The sequence below is a fragment of the Agrococcus carbonis genome (assembly GCF_900104705.1).
GTDB classification, from domain to species: Bacteria; Actinomycetota; Actinomycetes; order Actinomycetales; family Microbacteriaceae; genus Agrococcus; species Agrococcus carbonis.
In genome coordinates, this window is record NZ_LT629734.1 from 396934 (window position 1) to 422768 (window position 25835).

27 protein-coding genes are annotated in these 25835 nt (G+C 73.1%); 13 read left to right on the forward strand and 14 right to left on the reverse strand.

What is annotated here, in order from left to right:
* Positions 1–1851 (reverse strand): translation elongation factor 4, encoded by a 1851-nt coding sequence (gene lepA / locus BLT67_RS01935; RefSeq protein WP_092665436.1) that lies wholly within the window; start codon positions 1849–1851, stop codon positions 1–3.
* A 229-nt stretch (positions 1852–2080) separates the two neighbouring features.
* On the opposite strand from lepA, the gene rpsT reads away from it, so the two are divergent.
* Positions 2081–2341, forward strand: a complete 261-nt coding sequence (gene rpsT, locus BLT67_RS01940) for a 30S ribosomal protein S20 (protein ID WP_092665438.1) — start codon at positions 2081–2083, stop codon at positions 2339–2341.
* A gap of 82 nt (positions 2342–2423) precedes the next feature.
* On the opposite strand, the gene holA is transcribed toward rpsT, so the two are convergent.
* From holA to BLT67_RS01960, 4 genes are read right to left on the reverse strand one after another with little or no spacing between them, the layout of a single operon-like run.
* Complete coding sequence (gene holA / locus BLT67_RS01945) at positions 2424–3413, reverse strand: DNA polymerase III subunit delta (RefSeq protein WP_092665440.1); 990 nt, start codon at positions 3411–3413, stop codon at positions 2424–2426.
* Positions 3414–3423: 10 nt separating this feature from the next.
* Positions 3424–4107 (reverse strand): HNH endonuclease, encoded by a 684-nt coding sequence (locus tag BLT67_RS01950; RefSeq protein ID WP_092665442.1) that lies wholly within the window; start codon positions 4105–4107, stop codon positions 3424–3426.
* A gap of 21 nt (positions 4108–4128) precedes the next feature.
* The gene (locus BLT67_RS01955; protein ID WP_092665444.1) at positions 4129–6354 is read right to left on the reverse strand and encodes a ComEC/Rec2 family competence protein; all 2226 of its coding nucleotides are present in this window, start codon (positions 6352–6354) and stop codon (positions 4129–4131) included.
* A 54-nt stretch (positions 6355–6408) separates the two neighbouring features.
* Complete coding sequence (locus tag BLT67_RS01960; RefSeq protein ID WP_092665446.1) at positions 6409–6993, reverse strand: ComEA family DNA-binding protein; 585 nt, start codon at positions 6991–6993, stop codon at positions 6409–6411.
* 343 nt (positions 6994–7336) lie between these two features.
* Between BLT67_RS01960 and BLT67_RS01965 the strand changes: the two genes are divergently transcribed.
* Positions 7337–8335 (forward strand): IS481 family transposase, encoded by a 999-nt coding sequence (locus BLT67_RS01965; protein WP_157674096.1) that lies wholly within the window; start codon positions 7337–7339, stop codon positions 8333–8335.
* Here BLT67_RS01965 and leuS read toward each other — a convergent pair.
* On the reverse strand, positions 8332–10875 hold the full coding sequence (leuS, locus tag BLT67_RS01970; protein WP_172801957.1) for a leucine--tRNA ligase: 2544 nt from the start codon (positions 10873–10875) through the stop codon (positions 8332–8334). The genes BLT67_RS01965 and leuS overlap by 4 nt on opposite strands.
* A gap of 111 nt (positions 10876–10986) precedes the next feature.
* On the opposite strand from leuS, the gene BLT67_RS01975 reads away from it, so the two are divergent.
* The 3 genes from BLT67_RS01975 to BLT67_RS01985 all read left to right on the forward strand — a co-directional run bounded on the left by BLT67_RS01975 (position 10987) and on the right by BLT67_RS01985 (position 12825).
* Positions 10987–11457 (forward strand): SRPBCC domain-containing protein, encoded by a 471-nt coding sequence (locus BLT67_RS01975; RefSeq protein WP_157674098.1) that lies wholly within the window; start codon positions 10987–10989, stop codon positions 11455–11457.
* Positions 11458–11536: 79 nt separating this feature from the next.
* Positions 11537–12463 (forward strand): SRPBCC domain-containing protein, encoded by a 927-nt coding sequence (locus tag BLT67_RS13310; RefSeq protein ID WP_157674100.1) that lies wholly within the window; start codon positions 11537–11539, stop codon positions 12461–12463.
* A complete protein-coding gene (locus tag BLT67_RS01985) occupies positions 12460–12825 on the forward strand; it encodes an ArsR/SmtB family transcription factor (protein ID WP_092665452.1) in 366 nt (121 codons plus the stop codon). The genes BLT67_RS13310 and BLT67_RS01985 overlap by 4 nt, the downstream gene beginning before the upstream one ends.
* Here the strand turns inward: BLT67_RS01985 and BLT67_RS01990 are convergent.
* Positions 12822–14165: an anthranilate synthase component I family protein gene (locus BLT67_RS01990; protein WP_092665454.1), complete on the reverse strand. Its 1344-nt coding sequence runs from the start codon at positions 14163–14165 to the stop codon at positions 12822–12824. The two genes, BLT67_RS01985 and BLT67_RS01990, sit on opposite strands and share 4 nt — an antisense overlap.
* A 12-nt stretch (positions 14166–14177) precedes the next feature.
* On the opposite strand from BLT67_RS01990, the gene BLT67_RS01995 reads away from it, so the two are divergent.
* Positions 14178–14954, forward strand: a complete 777-nt coding sequence (locus BLT67_RS01995) for an aminotransferase class IV (protein ID WP_092665456.1) — start codon at positions 14178–14180, stop codon at positions 14952–14954.
* Entirely contained in the window at positions 14951–15616 is a 666-nt protein-coding gene (locus BLT67_RS02000; protein WP_407922511.1) for a DedA family protein, read from the forward strand. The genes BLT67_RS01995 and BLT67_RS02000 overlap by 4 nt, the downstream gene beginning before the upstream one ends.
* Before the next feature lie 18 nt (positions 15617–15634).
* Here BLT67_RS02000 and BLT67_RS02005 read toward each other — a convergent pair whose 3' ends face one another.
* Positions 15635–16279, reverse strand: a complete 645-nt coding sequence (locus BLT67_RS02005; protein WP_157674102.1) for a TetR/AcrR family transcriptional regulator — start codon at positions 16277–16279, stop codon at positions 15635–15637.
* Positions 16280–16328: 49 nt separating this feature from the next.
* Between BLT67_RS02005 and BLT67_RS02010 the strand changes: the two genes are divergently transcribed.
* The 4 genes from BLT67_RS02010 (at position 16329) to BLT67_RS02025 (ending at position 18969) form a co-directional block, all read left to right on the forward strand.
* Positions 16329–17018, forward strand: coding sequence for an SOS response-associated peptidase (locus tag BLT67_RS02010; RefSeq protein ID WP_092665460.1), 690 nt, complete (start codon positions 16329–16331; stop codon positions 17016–17018).
* 64 nt (positions 17019–17082) lie between these two features.
* On the forward strand, positions 17083–18120 hold the full coding sequence (locus tag BLT67_RS02015; protein WP_092665462.1) for an App1 family protein: 1038 nt from the start codon (positions 17083–17085) through the stop codon (positions 18118–18120).
* A gap of 62 nt (positions 18121–18182) precedes the next feature.
* Positions 18183–18518, forward strand: a complete 336-nt coding sequence (locus BLT67_RS02020) for a PadR family transcriptional regulator (protein WP_092665463.1) — start codon at positions 18183–18185, stop codon at positions 18516–18518.
* A 4-nt stretch (positions 18519–18522) separates the two neighbouring features.
* Complete coding sequence (locus BLT67_RS02025) at positions 18523–18969, forward strand: HAAS signaling domain-containing protein (RefSeq protein ID WP_092665465.1); 447 nt, start codon at positions 18523–18525, stop codon at positions 18967–18969.
* Here the strand turns inward: BLT67_RS02025 and BLT67_RS02030 are convergent.
* Entirely contained in the window at positions 18966–19580 is a 615-nt protein-coding gene (locus BLT67_RS02030; protein WP_092665467.1) for a hypothetical protein, read from the reverse strand. The genes BLT67_RS02025 and BLT67_RS02030 overlap by 4 nt on opposite strands.
* Before the next feature lie 55 nt (positions 19581–19635).
* On the opposite strand from BLT67_RS02030, the gene BLT67_RS02035 reads away from it, so the two are divergent.
* Both BLT67_RS02035 and BLT67_RS02040 read left to right on the forward strand, forming a co-directional pair.
* The gene (locus tag BLT67_RS02035; RefSeq protein ID WP_092665469.1) at positions 19636–20517 is read left to right on the forward strand and encodes an acyl-CoA thioesterase; all 882 of its coding nucleotides are present in this window, start codon (positions 19636–19638) and stop codon (positions 20515–20517) included.
* Positions 20514–21089, forward strand: a complete 576-nt coding sequence (locus BLT67_RS02040) for a GNAT family N-acetyltransferase (RefSeq protein ID WP_092665471.1) — start codon at positions 20514–20516, stop codon at positions 21087–21089. Before BLT67_RS02035 ends, BLT67_RS02040 begins: the two co-directional genes overlap by 4 nt.
* 21 nt (positions 21090–21110) lie before the next feature.
* Here the strand turns inward: BLT67_RS02040 and BLT67_RS02045 are convergent, their stop codons facing one another.
* The 5 genes from BLT67_RS02045 to BLT67_RS02065 all read right to left on the reverse strand — a co-directional run bounded on the left by BLT67_RS02045 (position 21111) and on the right by BLT67_RS02065 (position 25808).
* Positions 21111–22631: a CoA-acylating methylmalonate-semialdehyde dehydrogenase gene (locus BLT67_RS02045; protein ID WP_092665473.1), complete on the reverse strand. Its 1521-nt coding sequence runs from the start codon at positions 22629–22631 to the stop codon at positions 21111–21113.
* Positions 22632–22700: 69 nt separating this feature from the next.
* The gene (locus tag BLT67_RS02050) at positions 22701–23159 is read right to left on the reverse strand and encodes an acyl-CoA thioesterase (protein WP_231945617.1); all 459 of its coding nucleotides are present in this window, start codon (positions 23157–23159) and stop codon (positions 22701–22703) included.
* A complete protein-coding gene (gene ettA / locus BLT67_RS02055) occupies positions 23156–24838 on the reverse strand; it encodes an energy-dependent translational throttle protein EttA (protein ID WP_092665477.1) in 1683 nt (560 codons plus the stop codon). The genes BLT67_RS02050 and ettA overlap by 4 nt, the downstream gene beginning before the upstream one ends.
* A gap of 4 nt (positions 24839–24842) precedes the next feature.
* Entirely contained in the window at positions 24843–25265 is a 423-nt protein-coding gene (locus BLT67_RS02060) for a DUF6993 domain-containing protein (RefSeq protein WP_092665479.1), read from the reverse strand.
* 33 nt (positions 25266–25298) lie between these two features.
* Positions 25299–25808: a single-stranded DNA-binding protein gene (locus tag BLT67_RS02065; RefSeq protein ID WP_092665481.1), complete on the reverse strand. Its 510-nt coding sequence runs from the start codon at positions 25806–25808 to the stop codon at positions 25299–25301.
* Between the last annotated feature and the right edge of the window lie 27 nt (positions 25809–25835).

The window sequence follows — 25835 nt, forward strand, 5'->3', positions numbered from 1 at the left end:
CTACTTCGCTTCCTTCTTCGTCTCGCCGCTCGAGAGCGCGGCGATGAACGCCTCCTGGGGCACTTCCACGCGGCCGACCATCTTCATGCGCTTCTTGCCCTCCTTCTGCTTCTCGAGCAGCTTGCGCTTGCGGGTGATGTCGCCGCCGTAGCACTTGGCGAGCACGTCCTTGCGGATCGCGCGGATGGTCTCGCGGGCGATGATGCGGGCGCCGACGGCGGCCTGGATCGGCACCTCGAACTGCTGCCGCGGGATGAGCTCGCGCAGCTTCCCGGCCATGAGCACGCCGTAGGCGTAGGCCTTGTCGCGGTGCACGATCGCGCTGAACGCATCCACCTGCTCGCCCTGCAGCAGGATGTCGACCTTGACGAGGTCGCCCTCCTCCTCGCCGTCGAGCTCGTAGTCGAGGGATGCGTAGCCCTGCGTCTTCGACTTCAGCTGGTCGAAGAAGTCGAAGACGATCTCGCCGAGCGGCAGCCGGTAGCGCAGCTCGACGCGGTCCTCCGAGAGGTACTCCATGCCACCGAGCGTGCCGCGGCGCGACTGGCACAGCTCCATGATCGCGCCGACGTAGTCCTTGGGCGCGAGGATCGTCGCGCGCACCATCGGCTCGACGACCGAGTGGATCTTGCCCTCGGGGAACTCGCTCGGGTTCGTGACGGTGTGGACCTTGCGGTCCTCGGTCTCCACCTCGTAGACGACGCTCGGCGCCGTCGCGATGAGGTCGAGGTTGAACTCGCGGCGGAGGCGCTCGGTGATGATCTCGAGGTGCAGGAGGCCGAGGAACCCGCAGCGGAAGCCGAAGCCGAGCGCGACCGAGGTCTCGGGCTCGTAGACGAGCGCCGCATCCGAGAGCTTGAGCTTGTCGAGCGCCTCGCGCAGCACCGGGTAGTCGCTGCCGTCGATCGGGTACAGCCCCGAGAACACCATCGGCTTCGGGTCGGCGTAGCCCTTGAGGGGCTGCTCGGCAGGCGTGCGGAACGAGGTGACGGTGTCGCCGACCTTCGACTGGCGCACGTCCTTGACGCCCGTGATGAGGTAGCCGACCTCGCCGGCGCCGAGGCCCTGGGACGGGCGCGGCTCGGGGCTCGAGACGCCGATCTCGAGCAGCTCGTGGCGGGCGCCGGTCGACATCATCTGGATCTGCTCGCGCGGCGCGAGCCGCCCGTCGACCATGCGCACGTAGGTGACGACGCCGCGGTAGGCGTCGTACACGGAGTCGAAGATCATCGCGCGCGCCGGGCCGTCGACGTCGCCGACGGGCGCGGGGATGGTCTGCACCACGCGGTCGAGCAGCGCCTCGACGCCCTCGCCGGTCTTGCCGCTCACGCGCAGCACGTCTGCCGGGTCGCCGCCGATGAGGCCCGCGATCTCGGCCGCGTACTTCTCCGGGTCGGCGGCCGGCAGGTCGATCTTGTTGAGCACGGGGATGATCTCGAGGTCGTTCTCCATCGCCAGGTAGAGGTTGGCGAGGGTCTGCGCCTCGATGCCCTGCGCCGCGTCGACGAGCAGGATCGCGCCCTCGCACGCGGCGAGCGAGCGGCTCACCTCGTAGGTGAAGTCGACGTGCCCGGGGGTGTCGATCATGTTGAGCGCGTACGGCTCGCCGTCGACGGCCCACGGCATGCGCACGGCCTGCGACTTGATCGTGATGCCGCGCTCGCGCTCGATGTCCATGCGGTCGAGGTACTGCGCGCGCATCGAGCGGTCGTCGACGACGCCGGTGAGCTGCAGCATCCGGTCGGCGAGGGTCGACTTGCCGTGGTCGATGTGCGCGATGATGCAGAAGTTGCGGATCTGCGCCGGATCGGTCGCGGCGGGCTCGAGGGCCTTGGTCGCTCGGGGGCTCACGGGTCCTTCTCGGGTGGGCTTCGGGCGCCGCCGGAACGGACGGCGCGGAATGCTCCATTCTTCCACAGCGGATGCGGTCGCTCGCGTTGCGAGCACCGGACGCGCGCTGGTAGCATCATTCGTTGGCTTCCCCTGCTTCTGCGCGCCCGTCGCGCGAGGCCGGGATGCGGCGGGCTCTGCAGGAGCGCAAGCCGCCGCCGCCCACGCTTCCCAACCAGGACAGGACACCATGGCGAACATCAAGTCGCAGATCAAGCGCATTCTGACCAACCAGAAGGCGACCGACCGCAACCGCGCCCTCAAGAGCGAGCTCCGCACCGCTGTGCGCGAGGCCCGCAAGGCCATCGCCGCCGGCGACAAGGCCGTCGCGCAGGAGAAGGTCGCTGTCGCGTCGCGCAAGCTCGACAAGGCCGTCTCGAAGGGCGTCATCCACCGCAACCAGGCGGCGAACCGCAAGTCGGCCATCGCCAAGCAGGTCGCCGCGCTCTGAGCTGAGCAGCTTCGCGAAGAGGGGTCCCCGAGGGGGCCCCTCTTCTGCGTCTGCGCGCGCCCGCCCCGGCGACGCCGGCGGCTCAGGCCGCGGCGCGCGAGGCGAGCTGGCGCACGAGGCGCTCGACCGCGTGCTGTGGGTCGCGCTCCGCCCCCTTGACGGCGTGGTCGGCGTGCGCGATCGCCTCGATCGCATCGCAGAGGCTGGCGTCGGTGAACCCGCGCAGGTCGCGGCGCGCGTTGTTCAGCTGCCAGTCCTGCATGCCCAGCTGGCGCGCGACCTGCGCTCCCCCGCCGCTCACGCCCGAGACCTTCGCGAGCTGCCGGTACCGCATCGCGAACGCGGCGACGATCGGCACCGGGTCGGCGCCCGTCGCGATCGCCTGCCGCAGCGTCACGAGCGCCTTCGCCACGTCGCCCGCGACCACCGCGTCGACCACCGCGAACGCGGTCGTCTCCACCCGGCCGGCGTAGTACGTGCGCACGACCTGCTCGGTCACCGGCCCCTCGGTGTCGAGCGCCACCTGCCGGACGGCGTTCGCGAGCTCGGCGATGTCGGAGTGGAAGGCGTCGACGAGCGCGGCGATCGCGCCGGGCGTCGCCTCGCGCTCGAGCAGCCGCAGCTCGTTGCGGGCGAAGGGCACCATGTCGCCGCGTCCGAGCGGCTGGCACACGACCTCGATCGCACCGGGGTGCGAGCGGATCGCGTCGAGCAGCTTCTTGCCGCGCACCGTCGAGCCGTCGTGCCGGATGACGAGGGTCGTGCCGTCGACGGGCGCCTGCAGGTAGCGGAGCGCGTCGGCGATGAACGCATCCGTCGCCTTCACGCCGTTCGAGACCCGCACGAGGCGGGGCTCGTCGAAGAGCGACGGGCTCGCGATCAGCTCGAGCGCGCCGTCGGTGTACTGCCCGGCGTCGAGGTCGCTGACCTCGAGCTCCGGGTCCTCCATGAGGAGCAGCGACTTGAGGCGCTGCAGCGCGCGGTCGGCGAGGAACGACTCCTTGCCGAACACGAGCACGACGGGTGCCGGCGACACCTGCTCCCAGCCGATCTTGGGGATGCCCTGCGCCATGCGCCCCAGCCTACGGGAGCCCGCCCACGGGGACGTCCGGCCGAGACGCCGCGTCCGAGAAGTACTTCATCCACCTCGCGTGGTAACCGAGCGAGGAATGCCGGACGCCGTGCTCTTCCCCCGCTGCGACGACACCTGGGTAGACAGCGGTGAGACCGTCCCAGGCTGCGTCGTGGTTCCCGATCACGACCGGCGGAAGTGCGCTCCTCGCCGTACTGGACTTGCGTGTATTGCACGTCGTGTGCAGGGTCGTCAGGTTGCTCGGTTCGTTCGTGCCGCCGCTGCTGTGAGCGATCACATGATCGGCCTCTGGAGCCAGCGCCCAGAACGCGGGATGGATCTTGCCTCTCGCGAAGTTGGGGTGATACGAGAACAACTCCGGGAAGACGTCGCTGATCGCGACGAGGACACATCGCGGCACAGCGCGGCCGCCGCAGTAGGTGCAGCGGAACGAATCCTTCGCAAACACTTCGGCCTTGACCCGATCGGCCACCGAGCGTCCCAGGCGCTTCGGCACGCCCGCGACCGGCGAAGCATAGAGGCGCAGAGAGCCGACCCAGCGCTCCCCAGCGATCGGCTGCAGTTGGGCTTCTGCTGCGATGAAGTCGCGATCTGCGAGTCTCGATGCGACCCCCGCCAGTACCGTCGCGTAGCGCTCGGTCGCAGTTGCGCTCAACTCAAGCACTTCGGTCATGGATCCCCTCCCGCCCTCAAGCTACGGCCCGCCGCCGACGCGCTCTGACCAGACACGCACCCCGCCGGAATCGACCGCGAGCGCGACCGTGCCGAGCTCGTCGGTGCGCAGCGGCATCCCGCCGCTCTCCTGCACGAGCCGGAGGGCCGCATCCGTCGGGTGCCCGTAGTCGTTCTCGCCCACGCCGACGAGCCCCGCGACAGCCCCGATGCGGCGGTAGAGCGCGGGCAGCTGGTCGGCGGAGCCGTGGTGCGACACGACGACGACGCTCGCCGCGGAGCCGCCGGCGCGCAGCAGCCGCGACTGCGACTCGGCGCCGAGGTCGCCGAGCACGACGAGCTCGAGGCCAGCGCCGGGCAGGTCGATCGCGACGGCGACGCTCGCGTCGTTGCCCGGTTCGAGCTCGCCGATCGGCCAGAGCGCCTCGACGCGCACCTCGCCCACCTGCCACGCGTCGCCTCGGCGCGCCTCGTGCGCGGCGGCTCCGCCGGCGGCGAGCTCGTCGACCACCGGCAGCGCCCGCTCGTCCGTCGGCCCGTGCACGACGAGCGCGGTGCGGCCCACGAGCGCCGGCGCGCCGCCGGAGTGGTCGCGGTCGAAGTGCGTGAGCACGAGCAGGTCGACGCGCTGGACGCCGAGCAGGCGGAGGCAGCCCTCGATGCGCGCCGGGTCCTCGCCGGTGTCGACGAGCACGACCGCGCCGCCGTGGCGCACGAGCGTCGCGCTTCCCTGCCCGACGTCGCACTGCGCGATCCGCCAGTCGGCGAGCGACCCCAGCCGGATGCTCGGCCACGCGGCCCCGAGCCCGACCACCGCGCCGAGCACGAGCGCCCCCGCGACTCCGCGCGCGAGCCGGCCGCGCGCGTGCGCGATCGCGACGAGCGCGAGCATGGCGGATGCGGCGATGACGCCCCAGGGCGCCACCGGCCACGGCACCTGGGCGGCCGGCAGCTGCTGCGCGACCATCGCGACCTGCGCGATCCACGCGGCGGGCAGCCACGCGACCCACGCGAGGCCCACCGCCACCGCCGGGGCGAGCGGCGAGGCGAGGCACGCGGCGAGCCCGACGACCGTCACGAGCGGTGCCGCTGGCCCCGCGAGCAGATTCGCGAGCACCGAGACGAGGCTCACCTGCGCGTCGAGCGCGACGAGCACGGGCAGGCACCACAGCTGCGCCGCGACCGGTACGGCGATGAGCGCCGCGATGGGCGTGGGGAGCCACCGCGCGAGCACCCGCGTGATCGGCCGCCCGTGCACGATGAGCCCGCACGTCGCGAGCGCCGACAGCGCGAAGCCCGCGCTCGTCGCGAGATGGGGCTGCACCGCGAGCACGACCAGCACCGCGAGCGACAGCAGCGCGACCGCCCCGGCCCGCCGGCCCGTCGCGATGCCGAGCAGCCCGATCGACGCCATCGCGCCCGCGCGGACGACGGACGGCTCGGGGGTCACGAGCACCACGAACGCCGCGAGCGATGCGAGCGCCACACCGATGCGCACGCCCCGGCGCGCGCCGAGCGACGAGGCGGCGAGGAAGGCGGCGCCGACCACGATGACGCAGTTGGCGCCAGACACTGCGGTGAGGTGCGACAGCCCGGTGTCGAGCATCGCCTGCCGCAGCTGCGGGCTCACCCGGCGCTCGTCGCCGATCGCGAGGCCGGGCAGCAGCTCGCCGCCGACGCCCGGGAGCCGGGCCGAGGCCTGCAGCAGTCCGTCGCGCAGCGGCGCCGCCCACGCCGCCCACGCCGCGGGCTCAGCGGTCTCGAGGCGGTCGCACGTCAGGAGCCACCGGGTGCCGTCGAGCCAGGCATCGCACGCGCCCGTGGCCGTGCCACCGATCGTGAGCGCCGCATCCGCTGCCCGCAACAGCATGGCGCTGCGCAGGGTCGGCGCGTCGTCGCAGCCGGTGACGACCACCTCGGTGGGCGCCGCCTGACCGAGCAGCAGGAGGTCGAGCGAGTCGCACGCGTCGAGCCCGCTGCCCGCGACGACGTCGGCGCCGACGAGCAGCGGGCACGCGAGAGCGGCGCCGACCGCCACCGTGCGCACCGCGGCGGCCGCGCGCGGGGCGAGCGCGCCGGCGTCGGCACCCGTCGCGCGGCGCGCGATGCCGTGGGCGGCGAGCAGCGCGAGCACCGCGACCGCTGCGGCGACTACGGCGGCGATCCCCGGCGCACCGGTGTGCGGGCTCACGGCCGCGAGCGCCGCCCAGGCGATCGCGACGGGAAGCGCGAGCCGCACGTCGCGCATCAGGCCCTCACGATCGCTCGCCGGTCGCAGCGGCGCGCTCCCCAGCGGAGCCGGTCACAGCGTCACGAGCGGGGTCAGGGTCGCGAGCAGCGCCGGCCCGATGCCGGGCACGTCGTCGAGCTGCGCGAGATCGGTGAAGGGTCCGTGCTCGTCGCGATGCGCGATGATCGCGCCCGCGAGCGACGGGCCGACCCGCGGGAGCGTCTCGAGCGTCGCCTGATCGGCGCGGTTGAGCGAGACGAGCCCGCCCATGCCCGTGCCCGCACCGGCGCCGCCGGGCGCCGCTTCGGCAGCCGCCGCCTGCTCCTCCTCGGTCGGCACGAGCAGCTGCTCGCCGTCCACGAGCGCCCGCGCGAGGTTGAGCGCGCCGGGGGCCGCCGCATCCGTCGTGCCCCCGGCGCGGGCGAGCGCGTCGAGCACGCGCGAGCCCTGCGCGAGCCGGTAGACGCCCGGCTCCGCGACGGCGCCCTGCACGTCGACGACCAGCCCGGAGGCAGCGGTCGCCACCGGCGTGGGCAGCACGGCGGCGGGCTGCGCGTCGGCGACCATGCGCTGCGCGACGCCGCCCGCGACGGCACCGAGCACGAGCAGCACGGCGGCGCCCGCGCCGAGCCGCCAGCGCGCATCCGTCCCGGCCATGGCAGGCACGGTAGGGCGGATGCGCGGGGGCGCGCGGGACGGGTGGGCGGGGCTGTGGAACGGCAGCGGTCTCGTGACGCGGGCGGGCTCACGCCCGCGCGCTCCTCGACCTGCGGAGAGCGCCCGCGCTCCTCCACCTGCGGAGGGAACGGCGGCGGTCTCGAGAGGCGTGCCGGCTCACGCCCGCGCGCTTTTCGACCTGCGGAGGGAACTGCGCGGTGGCGCTAGCTGTGATGTCCGGGGACGTTGTTTCGTGACACGGGCCTGATCTGCGGATAGGCGAAGGCCTCCGGTAGTGGAGTGGAGCTGTCTAGTTCACCGCTCCACACACCAGGAGGCCTTCGTGTCCCACGCTAACGCTGCGCTGACCCCGCGCGCTCGTCTTCGGCTGGCGAGGCTGATCGTCGACGACGGCTGGAGCGCCGTGACGGCGGCGAAGCTGTTCATGGTCTCGACCCCGACGGCGCGCAAGTGGGCGAAGCGGTTCCGGGAGGAGGGCGAGGCCGGCATGCAGGACCGCTCCAGCCGTCCCGCTCGCAGCCCGGCCCGGACGCCGGACGAGGCCGTGCGGTCGATCGTGATGCTGCGCTGGCGGCACCGGCTCGGCCCGGTGCAGATCGCCGGCCGGCTGGGGATGGCCGCCTCGACCGTCCACGCGGTGCTGGTGCGCTCCCGCCTGAACCGGCTCTCCACGATCGACCGGGTCACCGGGGAGCCGATCCGCCGGTATGAGCACCCCCACCCGGGTTCGCTGATTCACGTGGACGTGACGAAGTTCGGCAACATCCCCGACGGCGGCGGCTGGCGCTACGTCGGCAAGCAGCAAGGCGACCGCAACCGCTCCGCCACCGTCGAGCGCACCGGGACCCCGCGCAGCAAGCACCGCGGCCCCTTGCTCGGCCACGCGTTCGTCCACACGGTCATCGATGACCACTCCCGAGTCGCCTACGCGGAGATCTGCTCCGACGAGCGCGCGGACACCGCGATCGGCGTCCTCGAACGCGCCGTCGACTGGTTCGCCGACCGCGGCGTCACCGTCGAGCGCGTCCTCTCCGACAACGGCTCCGCCTACCGCTCACACGCCTGGCGCGACGCCTGCACCAGCCTCGGCATCGTCCACAAACGCACCCGGCCCTACCGTCCGCAGACGAACGGGAAGATCGAACGCTTCCACCGCACCCTCGCCGACGGCTGGGCCTACGCCCGACGCTACGAATCAGAGACCGAGCGCCGAGCGCAACTGCCCGGCTGGCTGTACTTCTACAATCACCATCGAGCACACTCCGCCATCGGCGGCACGCCCATCAGCAGACTGAACAACCTGCCTGGACATCACAGCTAGCCGATCACGAAGTTCACGAGCTTCGGCGCCCGCACGATCGCCTTCCGGATGTCGGCGTCGCCGATCGCCCGCTCGACGCCCGGCAGCGCTCGCGCGATCGTCTCGAGGTCGGCGTCGTTGACGTCGGCCGGCACGTCGACGCGGTCGCGCACCTTGCCGTTGACCTGCACGACAGCCGTCACGGTCTGCTCGACCAGCAGCGAGCGGTCAGCCTCGCGCCAGCCCGCGTTCGCGACCGACGGCTCGTGGCCGAGGTTCGCCCACATGTCCTCCGCCGTGTAGGGCGCGAAGAGCGAGAGCCCGAGGGCGATCGTCTCGACCGCCTCGCGCACCGCGGGGTCGCCGGCGCCGGGGCCGGAGTCGACCGCCTTGCGCGTGGCGTTCGTGAGCTCCATGAGTCGAGCCACGACGACGTTGAACTTCAGGCCCTCGACGAGACCCGGCGCATCCGCGAGGAACCGGTGGGTCTCGCGCCGCAGCGCCCGGTCGCCGGGCTTGGGGTCGCTGCCGGGCTTCGCGAGCGCCTCGCGCGAGAGGCGCCACGCACGCGCGAGGAACTTCTGCGCACCGGTCGGCGAGACGTCCTTCCAGTCGATGTCGTCCTCGGGCGGTCCGGCGAACGACATCGTGAGGCGCACGGCGTCGACGCCGAAGCGCTCGAGCTCCTCGGAGAGCGTGACGAGGTTGCCCTTCGACTTCGACATCTTCGCGCCGTCGAGGATGACCATGCCCTGGTTGAGCAGCGACTCGAAGGGCTCGGTGAACGGCACGTGGCCGAGGTCGAAGAGCACCTTGGTGATGAAGCGCGCGTAGAGCAGGTGCAGGATGGCGTGCTCGACGCCGCCGACGTAGCGGTCGACCGGCGCCCAGCGCTCGACCTGCGCTCGGTCGAAGGCCTGCGTGTCGTCGTTCGGCGAGAGGAAGCGCAGGAAGTACCACGACGAGTCGACGAACGTGTCCATCGTGTCGGCGTCGCGCTTCGCGGGGGTGCCGTCGATCGGCGAGGGCACGTTCACCCAGTCCTCGGCGGCGCCGAGCGGGCTCGTGCCCTTCGGCGACAGGTCGAGCCCGGCCGAGTCGGGCAGCGTCACGGGCAGCTGCTCGAACGGCACCGGCACCTCCTGCCCATCGGCGGTGTGCACGATCGGGATGGGCGTGCCCCAGTAGCGCTGGCGGCTCACGAGCCAGTCGCGCAGGCGGTACGACTTCGCGGCGCGGCCGACGCCCTTCGCCTCGAGCAGCTGGATCATGCGGCCGATCGCGTGCTGCTTCGACAAGCCGTCGAGCTCGCGCGAGTTGATCAGGCGCCCGTCGCCCGTGAGTGCCTCGCCGGTCGCCTTCGGGTCGAGCGGCGGCAGCTCGTCGGGCAGCACCGCGTTGCCGTGCTCGTCGAGCGGGATCGCCGGCATGACCCCCGTCACCGCGGCGTTGGTGTCGACGACGACCCTGACCGGCAGGTCGAACTCGCGCGCGAAGTCGAGGTCGCGCTGGTCGTGCGCGGGCACGCCCATGACGGCGCCGTGCCCGTAGTCGGCGAGCACGTAGTCGGCCGCCCAGACGGGCAGGCGCTCCCCCGTGAGCGGATGCGTGGCGAAGCGGCCGAGGTCGACGCCCGTCTTCGGGCGCTCCGTGTTCTGCCGGTCGATCTCCGTCATCCGGCTGACGTCGTCGAGGTAGGCCTGGAACCGCATCCGCACGTCGGGCGCGGCGCCCGCCGCGAGCTCCGCCGCGAGGTCGGAGTCGGGGGCGACCGCCATGTAGGTGACGCCGTAGAGCGTGTCGGGGCGCGTCGTGAAGACCGGCACGGTGCCGCGGTGGCCCTCGATCTCGAACTCGACCTCCGCGCCCTCGGAGCGGCCGATCCAGTTGCGCTGCATGCGCAGCACCTTCTCGGGCCAGCGGCCCTCGAGCTGGTTGAGGTCGTCGAGCAGGCGGTCGGCGTAGTCGGTGATCTTGAAGTACCACTGCGTGAGCTTCTTCTTCACCACCGGGGTGTCGCAGCGCTCGCAGCGCCCGTCGACGACCTGCTCGTTCGCGAGCACCGTCTGGTCGTTGGGGCACCAGTTGACGTTCGAGGGCTTGCGGTACGCGAGCCCCGCCTTGTAGAGCTCGAGGAACAGCCACTGGTTCCACTTGTAGTACGCGGGGTCGGAGGTGTGCAGGATGCGGTCCCAGTCGAACGCCGTCGCGTACTGCCGCATCGACTTCTTGTGCTGGGCGATGTTCGCCTCGGTCCACGCCTTGGGGTCGGCGCCCCGCTTGATGGCGGCGTTCTCGGCGGGCAGGCCGAACGAGTCCCAGCCGATGGGGTGCAGCACGTTGAAGCCGCGCTGGCGCCAGTAGCGCGCGAGCACGTCGCCGTAGGCGTACGACTCCGCGTGCCCCATGTGCAGGTCGCCCGACGGGTACGGGAACATGTCGAGCACGTACTTGCGGGGGCGCGCGTCGGTCTCGTCATCCGTCGCGAAGGGGCGGATGGCGTCCCACACGGGCAGCCACCGCTGCTGGATGCGGGCGAAGTCGTAGGTCTCGTCGGTCACAGAAGCTCCTGGGTCGTGCCGGCATCCGGCGTCCGGCACGGCTCCCCAGTCTACGGTGAGCCCGCCCGACGCCCTCGTGGCAGGATGGGGCCAGTCATCAGGAGGTCGTGCGTGCCGCAGTTCGAGAACCCGCCCGCCACCGTCGATGTGCCCGCATCCCGTGTGACGCGCATCGTCTCGGTGGATGCGCCGGTCGCGACCGTCTGGCGCTGCCTCGTCGAGCCCGAGCTGCTCGCGCGCTGGCTCGGCGACATCGCCGCCTTCCCCGACGGGGTGGTGCCGGATGCGCTCGGCCGATTCGCCTGGACGGGCGAGGTCGTGCTCGCGGCCCGGATCCGCGAGGTCGAGCCCGAGTCGCGCTTCTCGTTCGAGTGGGCCGAGGGCATCCTCTCTGGGCGCGCCTCGACGGTCGAGATGACCCTCCGGCAGGTCGACGGCGGCACGCAGCTGCACCTCGTCGAGTCGGGCTTCCCGCTCGAGGGCGATGACGCGACCCGGCGCGAGGCGCTGCGCTCGCTCGCCGCGGGCTGGACGGTCGAGCTCGACGAGCTCGTCGACCTGGCCGAGTCGCTCGCCCCCTGACTTCGCGCAACCTCACGGTTGCATTCCGTGCCGGCACGGCGTAGCGTCACCTGCAACCGATCGATTGCAGGAGGTGCTCATGGCGCACGAGGCGCAGGCGACGGCCGACGACGAGCGGATGCGGGTGGTGCGCACGATCGAGGTGCGCGCGCCGCTCGAGGTGGTCTGGGAGACGCTCACCGACCCTCGGGAGATCGCCGAGTGGTTCGGGCAGCGCGCCGACTTCCCCGACGGCATGGCTGCGGGCGCGACCGGCACGTTCGGGTGGACCGAGCACGACGACTTCCCCGCGCGCGTCGAGCGGTGGGAGCGGCCCCGCGCGTTCGCCTTCCGCTGGGGAACGCCCGGCGAGCCGATCCGCGACGACAACTCGACGCTCGCGTCGTTCACGCTCGAGCACGACGCGGGCATCACCCGGCTGCGGGTCGAGGAGACCGGCTTCGAACGCCTGGGCGATGCGGCGCGGGCGCGCGCCGCGATGGAGGACAACCGGCAGGGCTGGACCGAGGAGCTCGACGACCTCGTCGCGCTCGTCGCCCGCCGCTGGCGTCGGGCGAGCGTCGACCGGGTCGCGGGCACCATCACCCACGCGCGCGACATCCCCGCGCCGAAGGCGCTCGTCTGGCGCCACCTCACCGACCCCGCGTCCATCGAGGCGTGGTGGGGGCATCCGGCCGTCTTCCCCGGCGGCCTGCGCGAGGGCGTCACCGGCACCTTCGAGTGGCAGGGGCAGCGCTGGCCCGTGGCGATCCGGATCCTGCGCCCCGAGGAGGTCTTCGCGTTCCGGTGGGGCGCGATCGGTGAGGACGAACCGGGGCCGGAGGCGTGCGACGTGCGCTTCGACCTCGAGGCGACCGAGCACGGCGGCACCCGCGTCACGGTCGTGGAATCGGGGTGGATGCGCGTGCCGGCCGCGCAGCGCGACGCACGGATGGACGAGAACACGGGCGGCTGGGAGCAGGTCCTCGAAGGGCTGCGCGCGCACGTGCTGGCGGCGACGTCGTGAGCGCGGCCGCCGAGCCGCGCAGCGCCCCGCCCACCCTGCAGCTCGCAGCGCTCGCCGACGACACGCGCTGGCGCATCCTCGAGCTGCTGGGCGTCGGGGCTCGGTCGGCGAGCGAGCTCGCGCGCGAGCTGCCCGTGTCGCGGCAGGCGATCGCGAAGCACATCGCGGTGCTCGAGGCCGCAGGACTCGTGTCGAGCGAGCGGCAGGGCCGGGCGCTGCGGCACCGGGCGATCGGCGCGAGCCTGAGCGACCTCGCCGGCCGGCTGGATGCGATCGGCCGGCAGTGGGACGCGCGGCTCGAGCGGCTCGCCGAGCGCGCCGAGGCGACGGCGAGCGCTGGCGAGGGAGCCACCCGCCCCTAGTCGTCGCGGGGCACGAGCGAGGCGAGGAGGGCCGCCGCCTTCACGTGCAGCTCCTCGACCTCGAAGGCCGGCTCCGAGAGCGCGGTGATGCCGCCGCCGACCCCGATGTGCGTGCCGTGCGCATCCGCGACGACGCTCCGGATGACCATCGCGAGGTGGCACGTCTCCCCCGCGACCAGGCCGAAGCATCCGGAGTACACCCCGCGCCGGCCGCCCTCGAGCGCCTGCAGCAGCTCGACGGTGCGGCGCTTCGGCGCGCCGGTCATCGACCCCGCCGGGAAGAGCGCGCGCACCGTGTCGAGCGGCCCGACGCCGGGCAGCAGCCGACCCTGCACGGTCGACACCAGCTGGTGGACCGTGGGGTACGACTCGACGCCGAGGAGGCTCGTCACCTCGACCGTGCCGGGCGCGCAGACGCGCTGCAGGTCGTTGCGGCACAGGTCGACGATCATGACGTTCTCGGCGCGCTCCTTCTCGCTCTCGTAGAGCTCGAGCGCGAGCGCCGCGTCGTCGTCGGCGCCTCGCCGCCTGGTGCCCTTGATCGGGCGGGTCGTCGCGATGCCGCCCTCGACGCGCAGGAAGGTCTCCGGGCTCGCGCTCGAGACGGTGACCCCGGCGATGCGCAGCAGGCCGCCGTGGTGCACCGGGCTCGCCGAGCGCAGCCGCCCGTGCGTCGCGACGGCGTCGATCGGGGGCGCCTCGATCGCGGTCGTGAGGCACAGCACGTAGGAGTCGCCCTCGCGGATGTGCGCGCGGCACCGCTCGACCTTCTCGGCGTAGCCGGCGTCGTCGTCGCGCCAGCGCAGCTGCGCGGGGTCGATCGTCGCCATCGACGGCAGCCGCGGCTCCGCCTCCGGCAGCGACCACGGCTCTCCGTCGCGCGACTGCAGCTGCGCCGACCGGCCGTCGACGACGACCCAGCGGTCGAGCAGCAGCCACGCGGCCTCGGGGAACCGCGCGCCCGGGTCGGCGTCCCCGCCAGGGTCGGCGTCTGCGCCCGGGCCGGCGTCCCCGACCGGGTCGAGCCCGAGCATCCGCACGCCCGACTCGTAGCCGAGCCAGCCGACCCACGGGCCCGGCAGCGCCGCCCGCGCGGCCTCGAGCGCGGCGAGCGCGTCGCCCGGCACGGGCTCGCCGTCGAGCTCGGCGCGCCCGTCGCGCACGACCAGCACGTGCGCGCCCGTGCCGATGAGGTGCGAGCCCTCGGAGGACGAGTCGAGCCACACGACGTCGCAGGCTTCCACCTCGAGCGCCGCGAACGCCGCCTCGGGCGTCGTCTCGACCCCGGCGGCCCAGCGCGCGCCGAGGTGCGCCTGGAGCGGCGCAGAGGTCGCGGGCATAGGGTCGATCCTATGAGCGGGAGCGACGACGTGCGCGCGTGGGCGCACGGGCGCTTCGAGCCCACTCGCGAGCCGGTGGCGGGCACGGTCGCGGCCGACTCGTGGCTCGTCGAGGACGGCCTCGTGCTCGCCCTCGACCGGCACCGGCTGCGGTTCGCGGATGCGGTGGCCGACGCGGGCGGGGATCGCGCCGACGCGCTCAGCGCCGCCCGACGCGCCATGCGCGAGGTGCCGACCGCCGGCAGGTGGTCGCCGAGGCTCGACCTGACGCCCGGCGGCATCCGGCTGCGCGTGCGGCCGGTGCCCGCAGCGGGCGAGACCGCGACGGTCGTGACCGCGCGGCGCGACCCGCGCACCACGCCCCTGCGGAAGGGCCCCGACCTCGAGGCGCTCGGCGCCCTCCAGGCCGAGGAGTCCGCGCGCGCGGGCACTGCCGTCGAGCCGGTCATCCTCGACGGCGGAGCCGTCGCCGAGGGCACCTGGTCGGCGCTGCTGTGGTGGCGGGGCGACGCGCTGCACGTGCCGGCCGCCGACATCCCGCGGCTGCCGTCGGTGACCGCCGCGGTCATCGCCGAGGTCGCGCGGATCGACAGGGTGGAGCTGCGCGAGGAGCGCGCGACGCCCGCCGACCTCGAGGGCTGCGAGGTGTGGCTCGCGAACGCGCTGCGCGGCATCCGCACCGTCGAGCGCTGGATCGACGGCCCGCGGCTCGCCGAGCCCACCCGGGCGAGCGCCTGGCGGGAGCGCCTCGCGGGCCTGCGCGCGCGGCCGGCCGAGGGCGGTCGGTGATCGACGACGCGATCGGCGGCTTCCTCGACGCCGTCGCGGGCATCGACCCGCTGCTGCGCACCGTGCTCGCCGGCATCGCGATCCTGCTCGAGACGAGCGTGCTGCTCGGCCTCGTGGTGCCCGGCGACACGATCGTGATCGTCGCGGCCCTCGCGGTCGAGGAGTGGCCCTGGTGGCTCGGGCTCATCGTCGCGACGGTCATCGGCGCGCTGTGCGGCGAGACGATCGGCTTCGCGATCGGTCGCTGGCTCGCCCCCGCGATCGACCGCTGGCTCGAGCGCCGCTGGCCGCGCGCATCGAAGCAGTGGCGGCGCACCGAGCGCTACCTCGCGCGCCGCGGCGGGCCGGCGATCTTCCTGTCGCGCTTCCTGCCGGTCGCGCACTCGCTCGTGCCGCTCATCGCCGGCGGCGCGGGCATGCCCTACCGCCGCTTCCTGCGCTGGACGCTGCCCGCGTGCCTGCTGTGGGCGACGGCGTACGCGACCGCGGGCTGGCTCGCGGGCGGCACCTACCGCGAGCTCGCCGACCGCCTGCACGGCGCGGGCTACGTGCTCGTCGCCGTCATCGCGGGCTTCATCCTGCTCGTGTGGGTCGCGAAGCGCGTCATCTCTCGCTCGGAGTCCCGGCACATGGACGACGAGCAGGAGGACGCGGCGGGCTGAGCGGGCCGCGCGCCTGCCTCAGGCGGCGTCGTCGCCGATCACCCGGGTGAGGTGCTGCCGCGCGAGCTCCATCCCGAGCGCGAGGTAGCGCGGGTCGCCGTCCGGGTCGTGCATGAACGCGTAGGTGACGAGCGCGTCGAGCGAGCCGATCGCGAGCTCGAGGTCGCCGCGGCGCGCGTCGTCCATCTCGACGCCCCAGCGCTCGCGCAGGTAGCGCTCGACGTCCGCGACGAAGATCGGCGCGACGGGCTCCCGGCTCTCCGGCCCGAGGTCGAGCCCCTCGCCCGTGCGCAGGGCCCGGAACGACGGCACGGAGCGGAAGGTCTCGACCATCGCGCCGACGATGCCCTCCATCGCCTCGCCCCACGTCGCGTGCTCGGCCGCCATCTCGCGCTCGATCGCGTGCCGGAGCCGCTCGAAGTTGCGCTCGGCGAGCGCCACGAGCACGGCGACGCGATCCGGGAAGTAGCGGTACACGGTGCCGATCGACGCGCCGGCGCGCTCGGCGACGAGCGCGGTCGTGAGGTGCTCGATGCCCTGCTCGACGACGACGGCCGCCGCGGCGTCGAGCAGCGCCTCGATGCGATGCGCGGCGCGCGCCTGCACGGGCTCGTGGCGCACGGTCACCGAGTGGGACGGAGAAGCCGCTCCGCGTTCGTCCATGACGGCCATCCTCTCGCATCCGGGTCCACTAGGTGAGAGTATCTCCGACATGTGCGGACGCTACGTGATGGCCACGCCCGCGACCGATCTCGTCGCGCTGTTCGAGGTCGACGAGGCGGCCGACGGCCTCCCGCAGCCCAACTGGAACATCCCCCCGACCACGACCGTGCCGATCGTCGTCGAGCCGCGGCCGCGCGACGACGGCCCGCCCGTGCGCCGGCTCGAGCCGGCCCGCTGGGGGCTCGTGCCCGCGTGGGCGGACGACGTCTCGGTCGGCTCCCGCGCGTTCAACGCGCGCAGCGAGACGGCCGCGTCGAAGCCGATGTTCCGCGACGGCGTGCGCGAGCGGCGCGCGCTCGTGCCGGCCGACGGGTGGTACGAGTGGCGGCGCCTGGGCGAGGCGAAGACGCCGCACTACGTGCACGGCGACGCGCCCATCTCGTTCGCCGGGCTCTACGCGTGGTGGAAGCAGCCCGACGGCTCCTGGCTGCTGTCGACCACCATCCTCACGACAGCGGCGACGGGCGAGCTCGCGAGCATCCACGAGCGGATGCCGCTCGTCGTCGCGCCCGAGATGCGGGATGCGTGGCTCGACCCGGCCGAGGACGGCGAGGCCGCGCTCGAGGCCGTGGTCGCCGAGGCGGGCGACGTCGCGGCGGGGCTCACCATCCACGAGGTCGACCGGCGCGTCGGCAGCGTGCGCGAGGAGGGCGCGGATCTGATCCGGCCGGTCGGCTGATCATCGTCCCGCGGCATCCTGCAGTCGGTAGGGTCGATGGCGTCCACGGCTCAGGAGGTCACGCATGGATGAGCTCGACCCGCTCTCGCGAGTGCCCGAGCGCATCAAGCACACCGCGGCGCGAGTCGAGGACTGGGTGCACGAGGTGCGGGAGGCGCGCGCCCTGCGCGCGGGCCGTCTCCCGGCGATCGTCGCGTACCCCGGCTACGGCGGCGACGGCTGGGTGCGGGTGCTCGCGCGCGTGCTGCTCGTGCAGCCGGGCGCCGAGCGCAGCGTGCACTACGAGAACGTGCGCGGCTGGCGCTCCTTCACCTCCCTCGCGCTCAACGACATCGAGGTGACGATCGAGGCGGGCGGCGAGCAGCACGTCGTCGTGGCGGATCGCGGCGGCATCGTCGATGCGATCGTGCCAGCGCGGCTCGAGCCGGGCTGGCGGGAGGTCACGATCTCGGTCGCCGGATCGGTAGAAGTCGCCGCTCCGGTCTTCGTCGTCGACCCGGCGACCCGCTTCGGCGTCGTGAGCGACATCGACGACACCGTCATGGTCACCTCGCTCCCCCGCCCACTGCTCGCTGCCTGGAACGCGTTCGTGCTCGACGAGCACGCCCGCACCCCGGTCCCCGGCATGGCGGTCCTCTACGAGCGCATCGCGCGGCAGCACCCCGGCAGCCCCTTCATCTACCTCTCGACCGGCGCCTGGAACGCCGCGCCGACCCTGTCGCGCTTCCTCTCGCGCAACCTCTACCCCGCGGGCGCGATGCTGCTGACCGACTGGGGCCCCACGCCCGACCGGTTCTTCCGCTCGGGCAAGGAGCACAAGCGCCTGCAGCTGCAGCGCCTCGCGCGCGAGTTCCCCGACATCGCGTGGCTGCTCGTGGGCGACGACGGCCAGCACGACGAGGAGCTCTACGGCGAGTTCGCGAGCGCGCACCCGCGGTCGGTGCGGGCCGTCGCGATCCGCGAGCTCTCGGCGCAGGAGGCCGTGCTCGCCGGTGGTCGCAAGCACGCCGACACGCGCTCGATGCACCCGTGGGTGTGGTCGCCCAACGGCGGCGGCCTCGCGCGCGAGCTCGGCGCGATCCCCGAGCTCGAGGTGCTCTGAGCGCCCTCCCGCCACGTGCGGGCTCCCTGCCTGGCCTTGCGATGCAAGGTATCGTGCAGCACATGGCCGATGGCTCCGTGGCGACCCAGCTGCGCAAGGGCGTGCTCGGCCCGGCCGTCCTCGCGCTGCTCGAGCAGCGGGAGCGCTATGGGCTCGAGATCGTGCGGGAGCTCTCCGACGCGGGCCTCGTGGCCAGCGAGGGCACGGTCTACCCCCTGCTCACCCGGCTCCAGGATGCCGGGAGGGTGGCGAGCGACTGGGTGATCGCCGACGGCGCCCGCCCGCGCCGCTTCTACCGGCTGACGCCCGCCGGCCGAGCCGAGCTGGCCGCCTTCCGCGCCGAGTGGCCGGTGTTCGCCCGAGCCGTGCACGGCATCCTCGACCCCGAGAGGCACTGACGCCATGACCGACTCCCCCGCCCTCCCGGCCGCAGCGCGGCGCTACCTCGAGACGCTCGAGCTGCGCGCCGCGTCGTTGCCCGAGGCGCACCGCGCCCAGCTCGTCGAGCAGATCGCCGAGCACCTGGAGGCCGCCGTGGCGGACGGCGACAGCCTCGACGAGACGCTGGCCAGGCTCGGCAGCCCGCAGGAGCTCGTCGACGCCGCAGACGGCCGGCTCGAGCGACCGGCGCGGTCCGTCGACCGCCGCGCGACGATCGCGACCATGGTCGGCGTGGTGGCGCTCGTGCTGGGCGCACTGCTCGTCGTGTGCAGCATAGGGATGATCGCGCTCACGGGCAGGTGGCGGTCGATCGTCATCGCCATCCCCGCGATGGCGCTGCTCATCCCGGTCGGCGCGCTGCTGCTCACCTGGGCTCGCCGCCGGCGCCGACAGGGGCGGACGAGCTAGCGGGCCAGCACCTCGCCAGCGCGGCCCGAGGCGCGGATCCACCCGCCCGATTCGGTCACCCGCACCGGCGCGTCGCCGAGGAACCGCATCGCGACGAGGGCGGCGGCCTGACCGGCGGTCAGCCCGCTCGGGTGCACCGCGCGAGCCCACACCGCACGCTCCGCGCGCCGTCGCACCGGCTCTCCCGGCGAGGCCGGCAGCGACGCCTCGACGTCCGCGGCCGCCTGGGTCGCGAGCGCGCGCACCGCTGCGGCGTCGACGTCGCCCGTGTGCGCCCAGCCGCCCCGCGGCGGCGAGACCGCGGCCCACGCCGGGCGACCCACCGCATCCGGGATCTCGATGTCGGCGCCCTCGCGCAGGGCGTCCCGCAGGGCGGCGAGCGCGACGACGCCGTCGAAGCGCGCGGGCTCGCGCATGCGCGACGCCCGGGCGACGAGCACCGTCGGCCCCGTGTCGAGCAGGCCGGAGGATGCGGTCATGGGCGTCGTGATCAGCGCGACGTCGCCGTCGGCCGCGAGCCGCACGGTGCCGTCGCCGAAGACGGCGGCCCGGTCGAGCAGCAGGACGAGGTCGGCGCGGGCGCGCTCGTCGAGGGTCAGGATGGCGTGCATGCGCTCTCTAGACTAGGGCGGGCCCGTCCGGGCAGCCGCGCCGAGAGGAGCCTGCGTGACCGATCGCATCCGCATCCTGCTGGAGACCCTGAACCTCGCCGACACCGGCGCCCGCACCGATGAGGACATCTTCACGGGCACGAGCCACCCGATGCCCTACGGCCGCGTCTTCGGCGGGCAGGTGATGGCGCAGGCCGTCGTCGCCGCGCAGCGCACGACGCCGCCGGATCGCCACATCCACTCGGTGCACGGCTACTTCGTGCGGCCCGGCGACGTCGAGCGGCCCATCACGTTCGCGGTCGAGCGCATCCACGACGGTCGCTCGTTCGGCACGCGTCGCGTGCAGGCCTACCAGGACGGCGTGCCGATCATGTCGATGATCTCGTCGTTCCAGGACGTCGACGGCGGCCCGTCGTCGCAGCATCCGATGCCCGAGGGGCTGCCCGGCCCCGAGGAGCTGCCGAGCTCCGACGAGCTGCTCGCGCCCTACGCCGGCCACCCGCAGGCGCGTGCGGTCATCGCGCGGCCGTTCGACATCCGGCACGTCGAGGGGCCCATCTACCTGCCCGATCCCGCCCGCGAGCGGCACGCGAAGCAGCACGTCTGGATCCGCGCGAAGGACCGCCTGCCGGACGACGACGCCCTGCACCGCGCGGCCCTCGCCTACCTCTCGGACTACGCGATGCTCGAGCCGATCGTGCGCATGCACGGCGCCGCATGGACGACGCCGGGCCTCAAGGCGGCGAGCCTCGACCACGCGCTCTGGTGGCACCGGCCCGCGCGCGTCGACGAATGGCTCCTGCTCGAGCTCGAGACGAGCTCGTCCGGCGGCGGGCGCGGCCTCGGGCACGGCCACATCTACTCGGCCGACGGCACGCACGTCGCGACCGTCGCGCAGGAGGGCATGGTGCGCGTGCCCGAGGAGGGGCAGCCGTGACGATCCAGCCGATCGAGCCCGCGGAGGCCATGCGCACGATGCGCGCGGCGCTGCCGCTGCGCACGGAACGGCTCGTGCTGCGCACCCTCCGGCCCGACGACCTCGAGACCGTGCGCGCCTATCGCAACGCCCCGGGCCAGCGCCGCTGGACCTACAACCGCGACCAGACCGAGGCCGAGCTCATGGCGTGGACCGCCGGCGGCGCGCCGGTGTTCCTGCGGGACGGCGACGCGGAGCAGCTCGGCATCGAGCACGACGGCACCCTCGTCGGCGACCTCATGGTGCGGATCACGAGCCTCGGCAGCCGCCAGGCCGAGCTCGGCTGGACGGTCGCCGCCGAGATGCAGGGCCGCGGCATCGCGACCGAGGCTGCCCGGGCCGCGCTCGAGCTGTGCTTCGCGATGGGCGCCCACCGGGTGATCGCGCACCTCGACGAGGAGAACGTCGCCTCGCAGCGCGTCGCCGAGCGCATCGGCATGGCCCTCGAGGGCCGCTTCGTCGACGACGAGGTCAACCCGGCCACCGGCGAGCTCGGCACGTCGCTCATCATGGCGGTGCGCCGGAGCGCGTAGCCCCGGCGCACCCTGCAGCGGCTAGTCGTGCTGCGGGAAGCCCAGGTTGAGCCCGCCGTGGCTCGGGTCGAGCCAGCGGCTCGTGACGACCTTCTCGCGCGTGTAGAACTCGAACGCGTGCTTGCCGTACGCCTTGCCCTGGCCGAAGATCGAGCGCTTCCAGCCGCCGAACGAGTGGTAGCCGACCGGCACGGGGATCGGCACGTTGATGCCGACCATGCCCACCTGCACCTCGTTCTGGAACCGGCGCGCCGCGCCGCCGTCGTTCGTGAAGATCGCGGTGCCGTTGCCGTAGGGGTTCGCGTTGATGAGCTCGAGCCCCTCCTCGTACGACTGCACGCGCACGATCGACAGCACGGGCCCGAAGATCTCCTCCTTGTAGGCGGCGGATGCGGTGGGCACGTTGTCGAGCAGCGTCGGCTTCACCCAGAAGCCGTTCGGGTCGCCGTCGACCTCGGGGTTCCGCCCGTCGACGACGACCGTCGCGCCGTCCTGCTCGGCGGTGCCGATGTAGCCGACGACCTTGTCCCGGTGCTGCCCCGTGATGAGCGGGCCCATGTCGTTGTCGCGCGTGCCGTCGCCCGTGCGGATCGTCGCCATCTTCTCGCGGATCTTGGCGGTGAGCTCGTCGGCGATCGACTCGACCGCGACGACGACCGAGATCGCCATGCAGCGCTCGCCCGCCGAGCCGAAGCCGGCGTTCACCGCCGCGTCGGCCGTGACGTCGAGGTCGGCGTCCGGCAGCACGAGCATGTGGTTCTTCGCGCCGCCGAGGGCCTGCACGCGCTTGCCGTGCTTCGAGCCCGTCTCGTAGACGTACTCGGCGATCGGCGTCGAGCCGACGAACGAGATCGCCTGCACGTCCGGATGGGTCAGGAGCGTGTCGACGGCCTCCTTGTCGCCGTGCACGACCGAGAGCACGCCGTCGGGCAGCCCGGCCTCCTGGAAGAGCTCGGCGATGAAGACCGCGGCCGACGGATCCTTCTCGCTCGGCTTGATGACGACCGCGTTGCCCGCCGCGAGCGCGACCGGCGCGAACCACAGCGGGATCATCGCGGGGAAGTTGAAGGGGCTGATGATGCCGACGACGCCGAGCGGCTGGCGGAGCGAGTAGACGTCGACGCCGGTCGAGGCGTTCTCGGAGTACTCGCCCTTCGTGAGCAGCGGGAACGCGGTCGCGAGCTCGGCCACCTCGATGCCGCGCGCGATCTCGCCGAGCGCGTCGGAGTGCACCTTGCCGTGCTCGCGGGTGACGATCGCGGCGAGCTCGTCCTTGCGCTGCACGATGAGCTCGCGGAAGCGGAACATCACCGCCTGGCGCTTGGCGATCGACATGTCGCGCCACGCCGGGAAGGCGGCCTTCGCGGTGGCGATCGCCTCGCTCACCTCGTCGGCGCTCGCGAGGCCGACCTCGGAGACCACCCGCCCCAGGGCAGGGTTGAACACCGGCGACGTGCGGCCCGCGCCCTCGCGACGGGCGCCCGAGATCCAGTGCGGGATCGCGGTCGGCTGCTCAGTGGTCTCGACGGCGGTGTCGGTCATGGGAGGCTCCTCGACGAAGGTGGCGACGTTGCGCTCCCAGCCTAGCGAGCGCCGAGGCCGCCGGTCGGCCTAGCGTCGGCGGAAGGCGACCGGCTCCTCGAGGTACGGCTCCCAGGCCGCGCGCTCCTCGGCGGTGAGCCGGCGCGGTCGGCCGGACGCCGCATCCAGCATCACAACCGTCGTCTGCGCCCGCGCGTAGACCTGCGAGCGGTCGGGCGCGTGCACCTCGTAGCAGACGTCCATCGAGGCACCGCTCATGCGCCCGATCCAGATCTCGACGACGAGCGGCAGGCGGTGGTGCGGGATCTGGCCGAGGTACTCCGACTCCTGCCGCGCGATGACCGTGAGGCTCGACGCGCCCGGGCCCGCGTCGATGATCGCCGTCGTCGGCGCGTCCTCGGGTCCCCCGGCCCAGAAGGCCGTGACGCGGGCCTCCTCGAGGAGCGTCAGCAGCGCTGCGTTGTTGACGTGCCCGTACGCGTCCAGATCCGACCAGCGGACCTGGACGGGCACGGGCAGTCGCATCAGTCCCTCGTCAGCTTGCGGTAGGCCGAGCGGTGGGGCTTCGCCGCCTCAGGCCCGAGACGGTCGATCTTGTTCTGCTCGTACGCCTCGAAGTTGCCCTCGAACCAGTACCACTGGGCCGGATCCTCGTCGGTGCCCTCGTACGCGAGGATGTGCGTCGCGATGCGGTCGAGGAACCACCGGTCGTGGGTGATGACGACCGCGCAGCCGGGGAACTCGAGCAGCGCGTTCTCGAGGCTCCCGAGCGTCTCGATGTCGAGGTCGTTCGTGGGCTCGTCGAGCAGCAGCAGGTTGCCGCCCTCCTTGAGCGTGAGCGCGAGGTTCAGGCGGTTGCGCTCGCCACCGGAGAGCACGCCCGCCTTCTTCTGCTGATCCGGGCCCTTGAAGCCGAACTGGCTGACGTACGCGCGCGACGGGATCTCGACGTTGCCGACCTGGATGTAGTCGAGCCCGTCGGAGACGACCTCCCACAGGTTCTTGTTCGGGTCGATGCTGGCGCGGCTCTGATCGACGTAGCTGAGCTTGACCGTCTCGCCGATCTTGAGGTCGCCGCCGTCGAGCGGCTCGAGGCCGACGATCGTCTTGAAGAGGGTCGTCTTGCCGACGCCGTTCGGGCCGATGACGCCGACGATGCCGTTGCGGGGCAGCGTGAACGAGAGCCCGTCGATGAGCGTGCGGTCGCCGAACCCCTTCTGGAGGTCCTTGGCCTCGAGCACGACGGAGCCGAGGCGCGGGCCCGGCGGGATCTGGATCTCCTCGAAGTCGAGCTTCCTGGTGCGCTCGGCCTCCGCCGCCATCTCCTCGTAGCGGGCGAGGCGCGCCTTCGACTTCGCCTGGCGGCCCTTCGCGTTCGAGCGCACCCAGTCGAGCTCCTCCGAGAGGCGCTTCGCGAGCTTCGCGTCCTTCTTCCCCTGCACCTGGAGGCGCTCGGCCTTCTTCTCGAGGTACGTCGAGTAGTTGCCCTCGTAGGGGTAGAGGCGGCCGCGGTCGACCTCGCAGATCCAGCCTGCGACGTGATCGAGGAAGTACCGGTCGTGGGTGACGGCCATGACGGCGCCCGGGTACTTGGCGAGGTGCTGCTCGAGCCACAGCACGCTCTCGGCGTCGAGGTGGTTCGTGGGCTCGTCGAGCAGCAGCAGGTCGGGCTTCTCGAGCAGCAGCTTGCACAGCGCGACGCGGCGTCGCTCACCGCCGGAGAGGTTCGTGACCGGCCAGTCCCCCGGCGGGCAGCGCAGCGCGTCCATCGCCTGCTCGAGCTGCGAGTCGAGGTCCCACGCGTCGGCGGCGTCGATCTCCTCCTGCAGCGAGCCCATCTCGGCCATCAGGGCGTCGAAGTCGGCATCGGGGTTCGCCATCTCGGCGGAGATCTCGTTGAAGCGCGCGATCTTCTGCGTCAGGTGCCCGAACGCCTCCTGCACGTTCTCGAGCACGGTCTTCGACTCGTCGAGCTCCGGCTCCTGCATGAGGATGCCGACGGAGTAGCCGGGGCTGAGCACCGCGTCGCCGTTCGACGGCGTGTCGAGGCCCGCGATGATCTTCAGGATCGTCGACTTGCCCGCGCCGTTCGGTCCCACCACGCCGATCTTGGCGCCGGGGAGGATCGCTGTCGTGACGTCGTCGAGGATCACCTTGTCGCCCACCGTCTTGCGGGCGCGGACCATCGAGAAAATGTACTCGGCCATGCCCTCAGTCTAGGACGATCACGTCGCCGACCAGGCACCGGCCGCCGCCGAGCAGCTCGGCGCGCATCGCCGTCGCCTCGCCCTCGCCGACCTGGCCGAGCAGGCAGTCGGAATCGCCCCGCACCGCGACCTCGAGGAAGGTCACCGGCGCCCCGAGCGAATCGAGCTCCCGAGTGCGCTCGATCGTGTCGCGCGCGAAGCCCGCGGCCTCGAGCGCCGAGACGAGCGCGTCGGGATCGGCGGGCGAGTGGCCCTCGAGGGCATCCCGGAACGCCGCGAGCTCGGCATCCTCGGTCGCCGACGGAGCCGGCGCCGGAGCGCTGTCGCCCGGCGCGGGCGTCCCCGTCGTCGGCTCAGGGGCCGGCGAGCAGCCGGCGAGCCCGAGCGCGAGCACGGCCAGCGAGACGACTGCTGCGGTGCGGCGCACGCGACCTCCTTCACCGGCGGGGACGCCCTCAGCCTAGGCGCCGAAGGCGTTCGCGGTCGCCTGCGCCCCCCAGTCGCCGCCGGACGTCGCGCCGGCGCCGCTCAGCGCACGGGCATCGGCGAGGGCGGGGTCATCGGCGAGGGCAGCGGCGTCGTCCGCCGAATCGCGCTCGCCCGACGGCGCGCCGCCGGAATCCGACGCACGGCGCTGCCGAGTCGACGGCCCGACTCGGAGCGAGTGGCCGACATGCTCGACGCGGATCTTCACGCTCGTCCCGCGCTTGTCGCCGGACTCCCACTGGTCGACCTTGAGCCTGCCGAGCAGCACCACGACGTCGCCGCGGCGCAGCGAGGCGCCCACGTGATCGGCCATGCCGCCCCACGCCTCGACGCTGTACCAGTTGGTGTGGCCGTTGACCCACTCCTCGCCCTCCTTGCGGCGGGAGGTGCAGGCGAGGCGGAACTCGGCGACCCGGTCGCCGTTGACGGACTTGAGCGTCGGGTCGCCTCCGAGCGAGCCGACGACGGTGATTGCATCGTTCATGCCACGGAGGGTGCCCTGCGCAGGCGC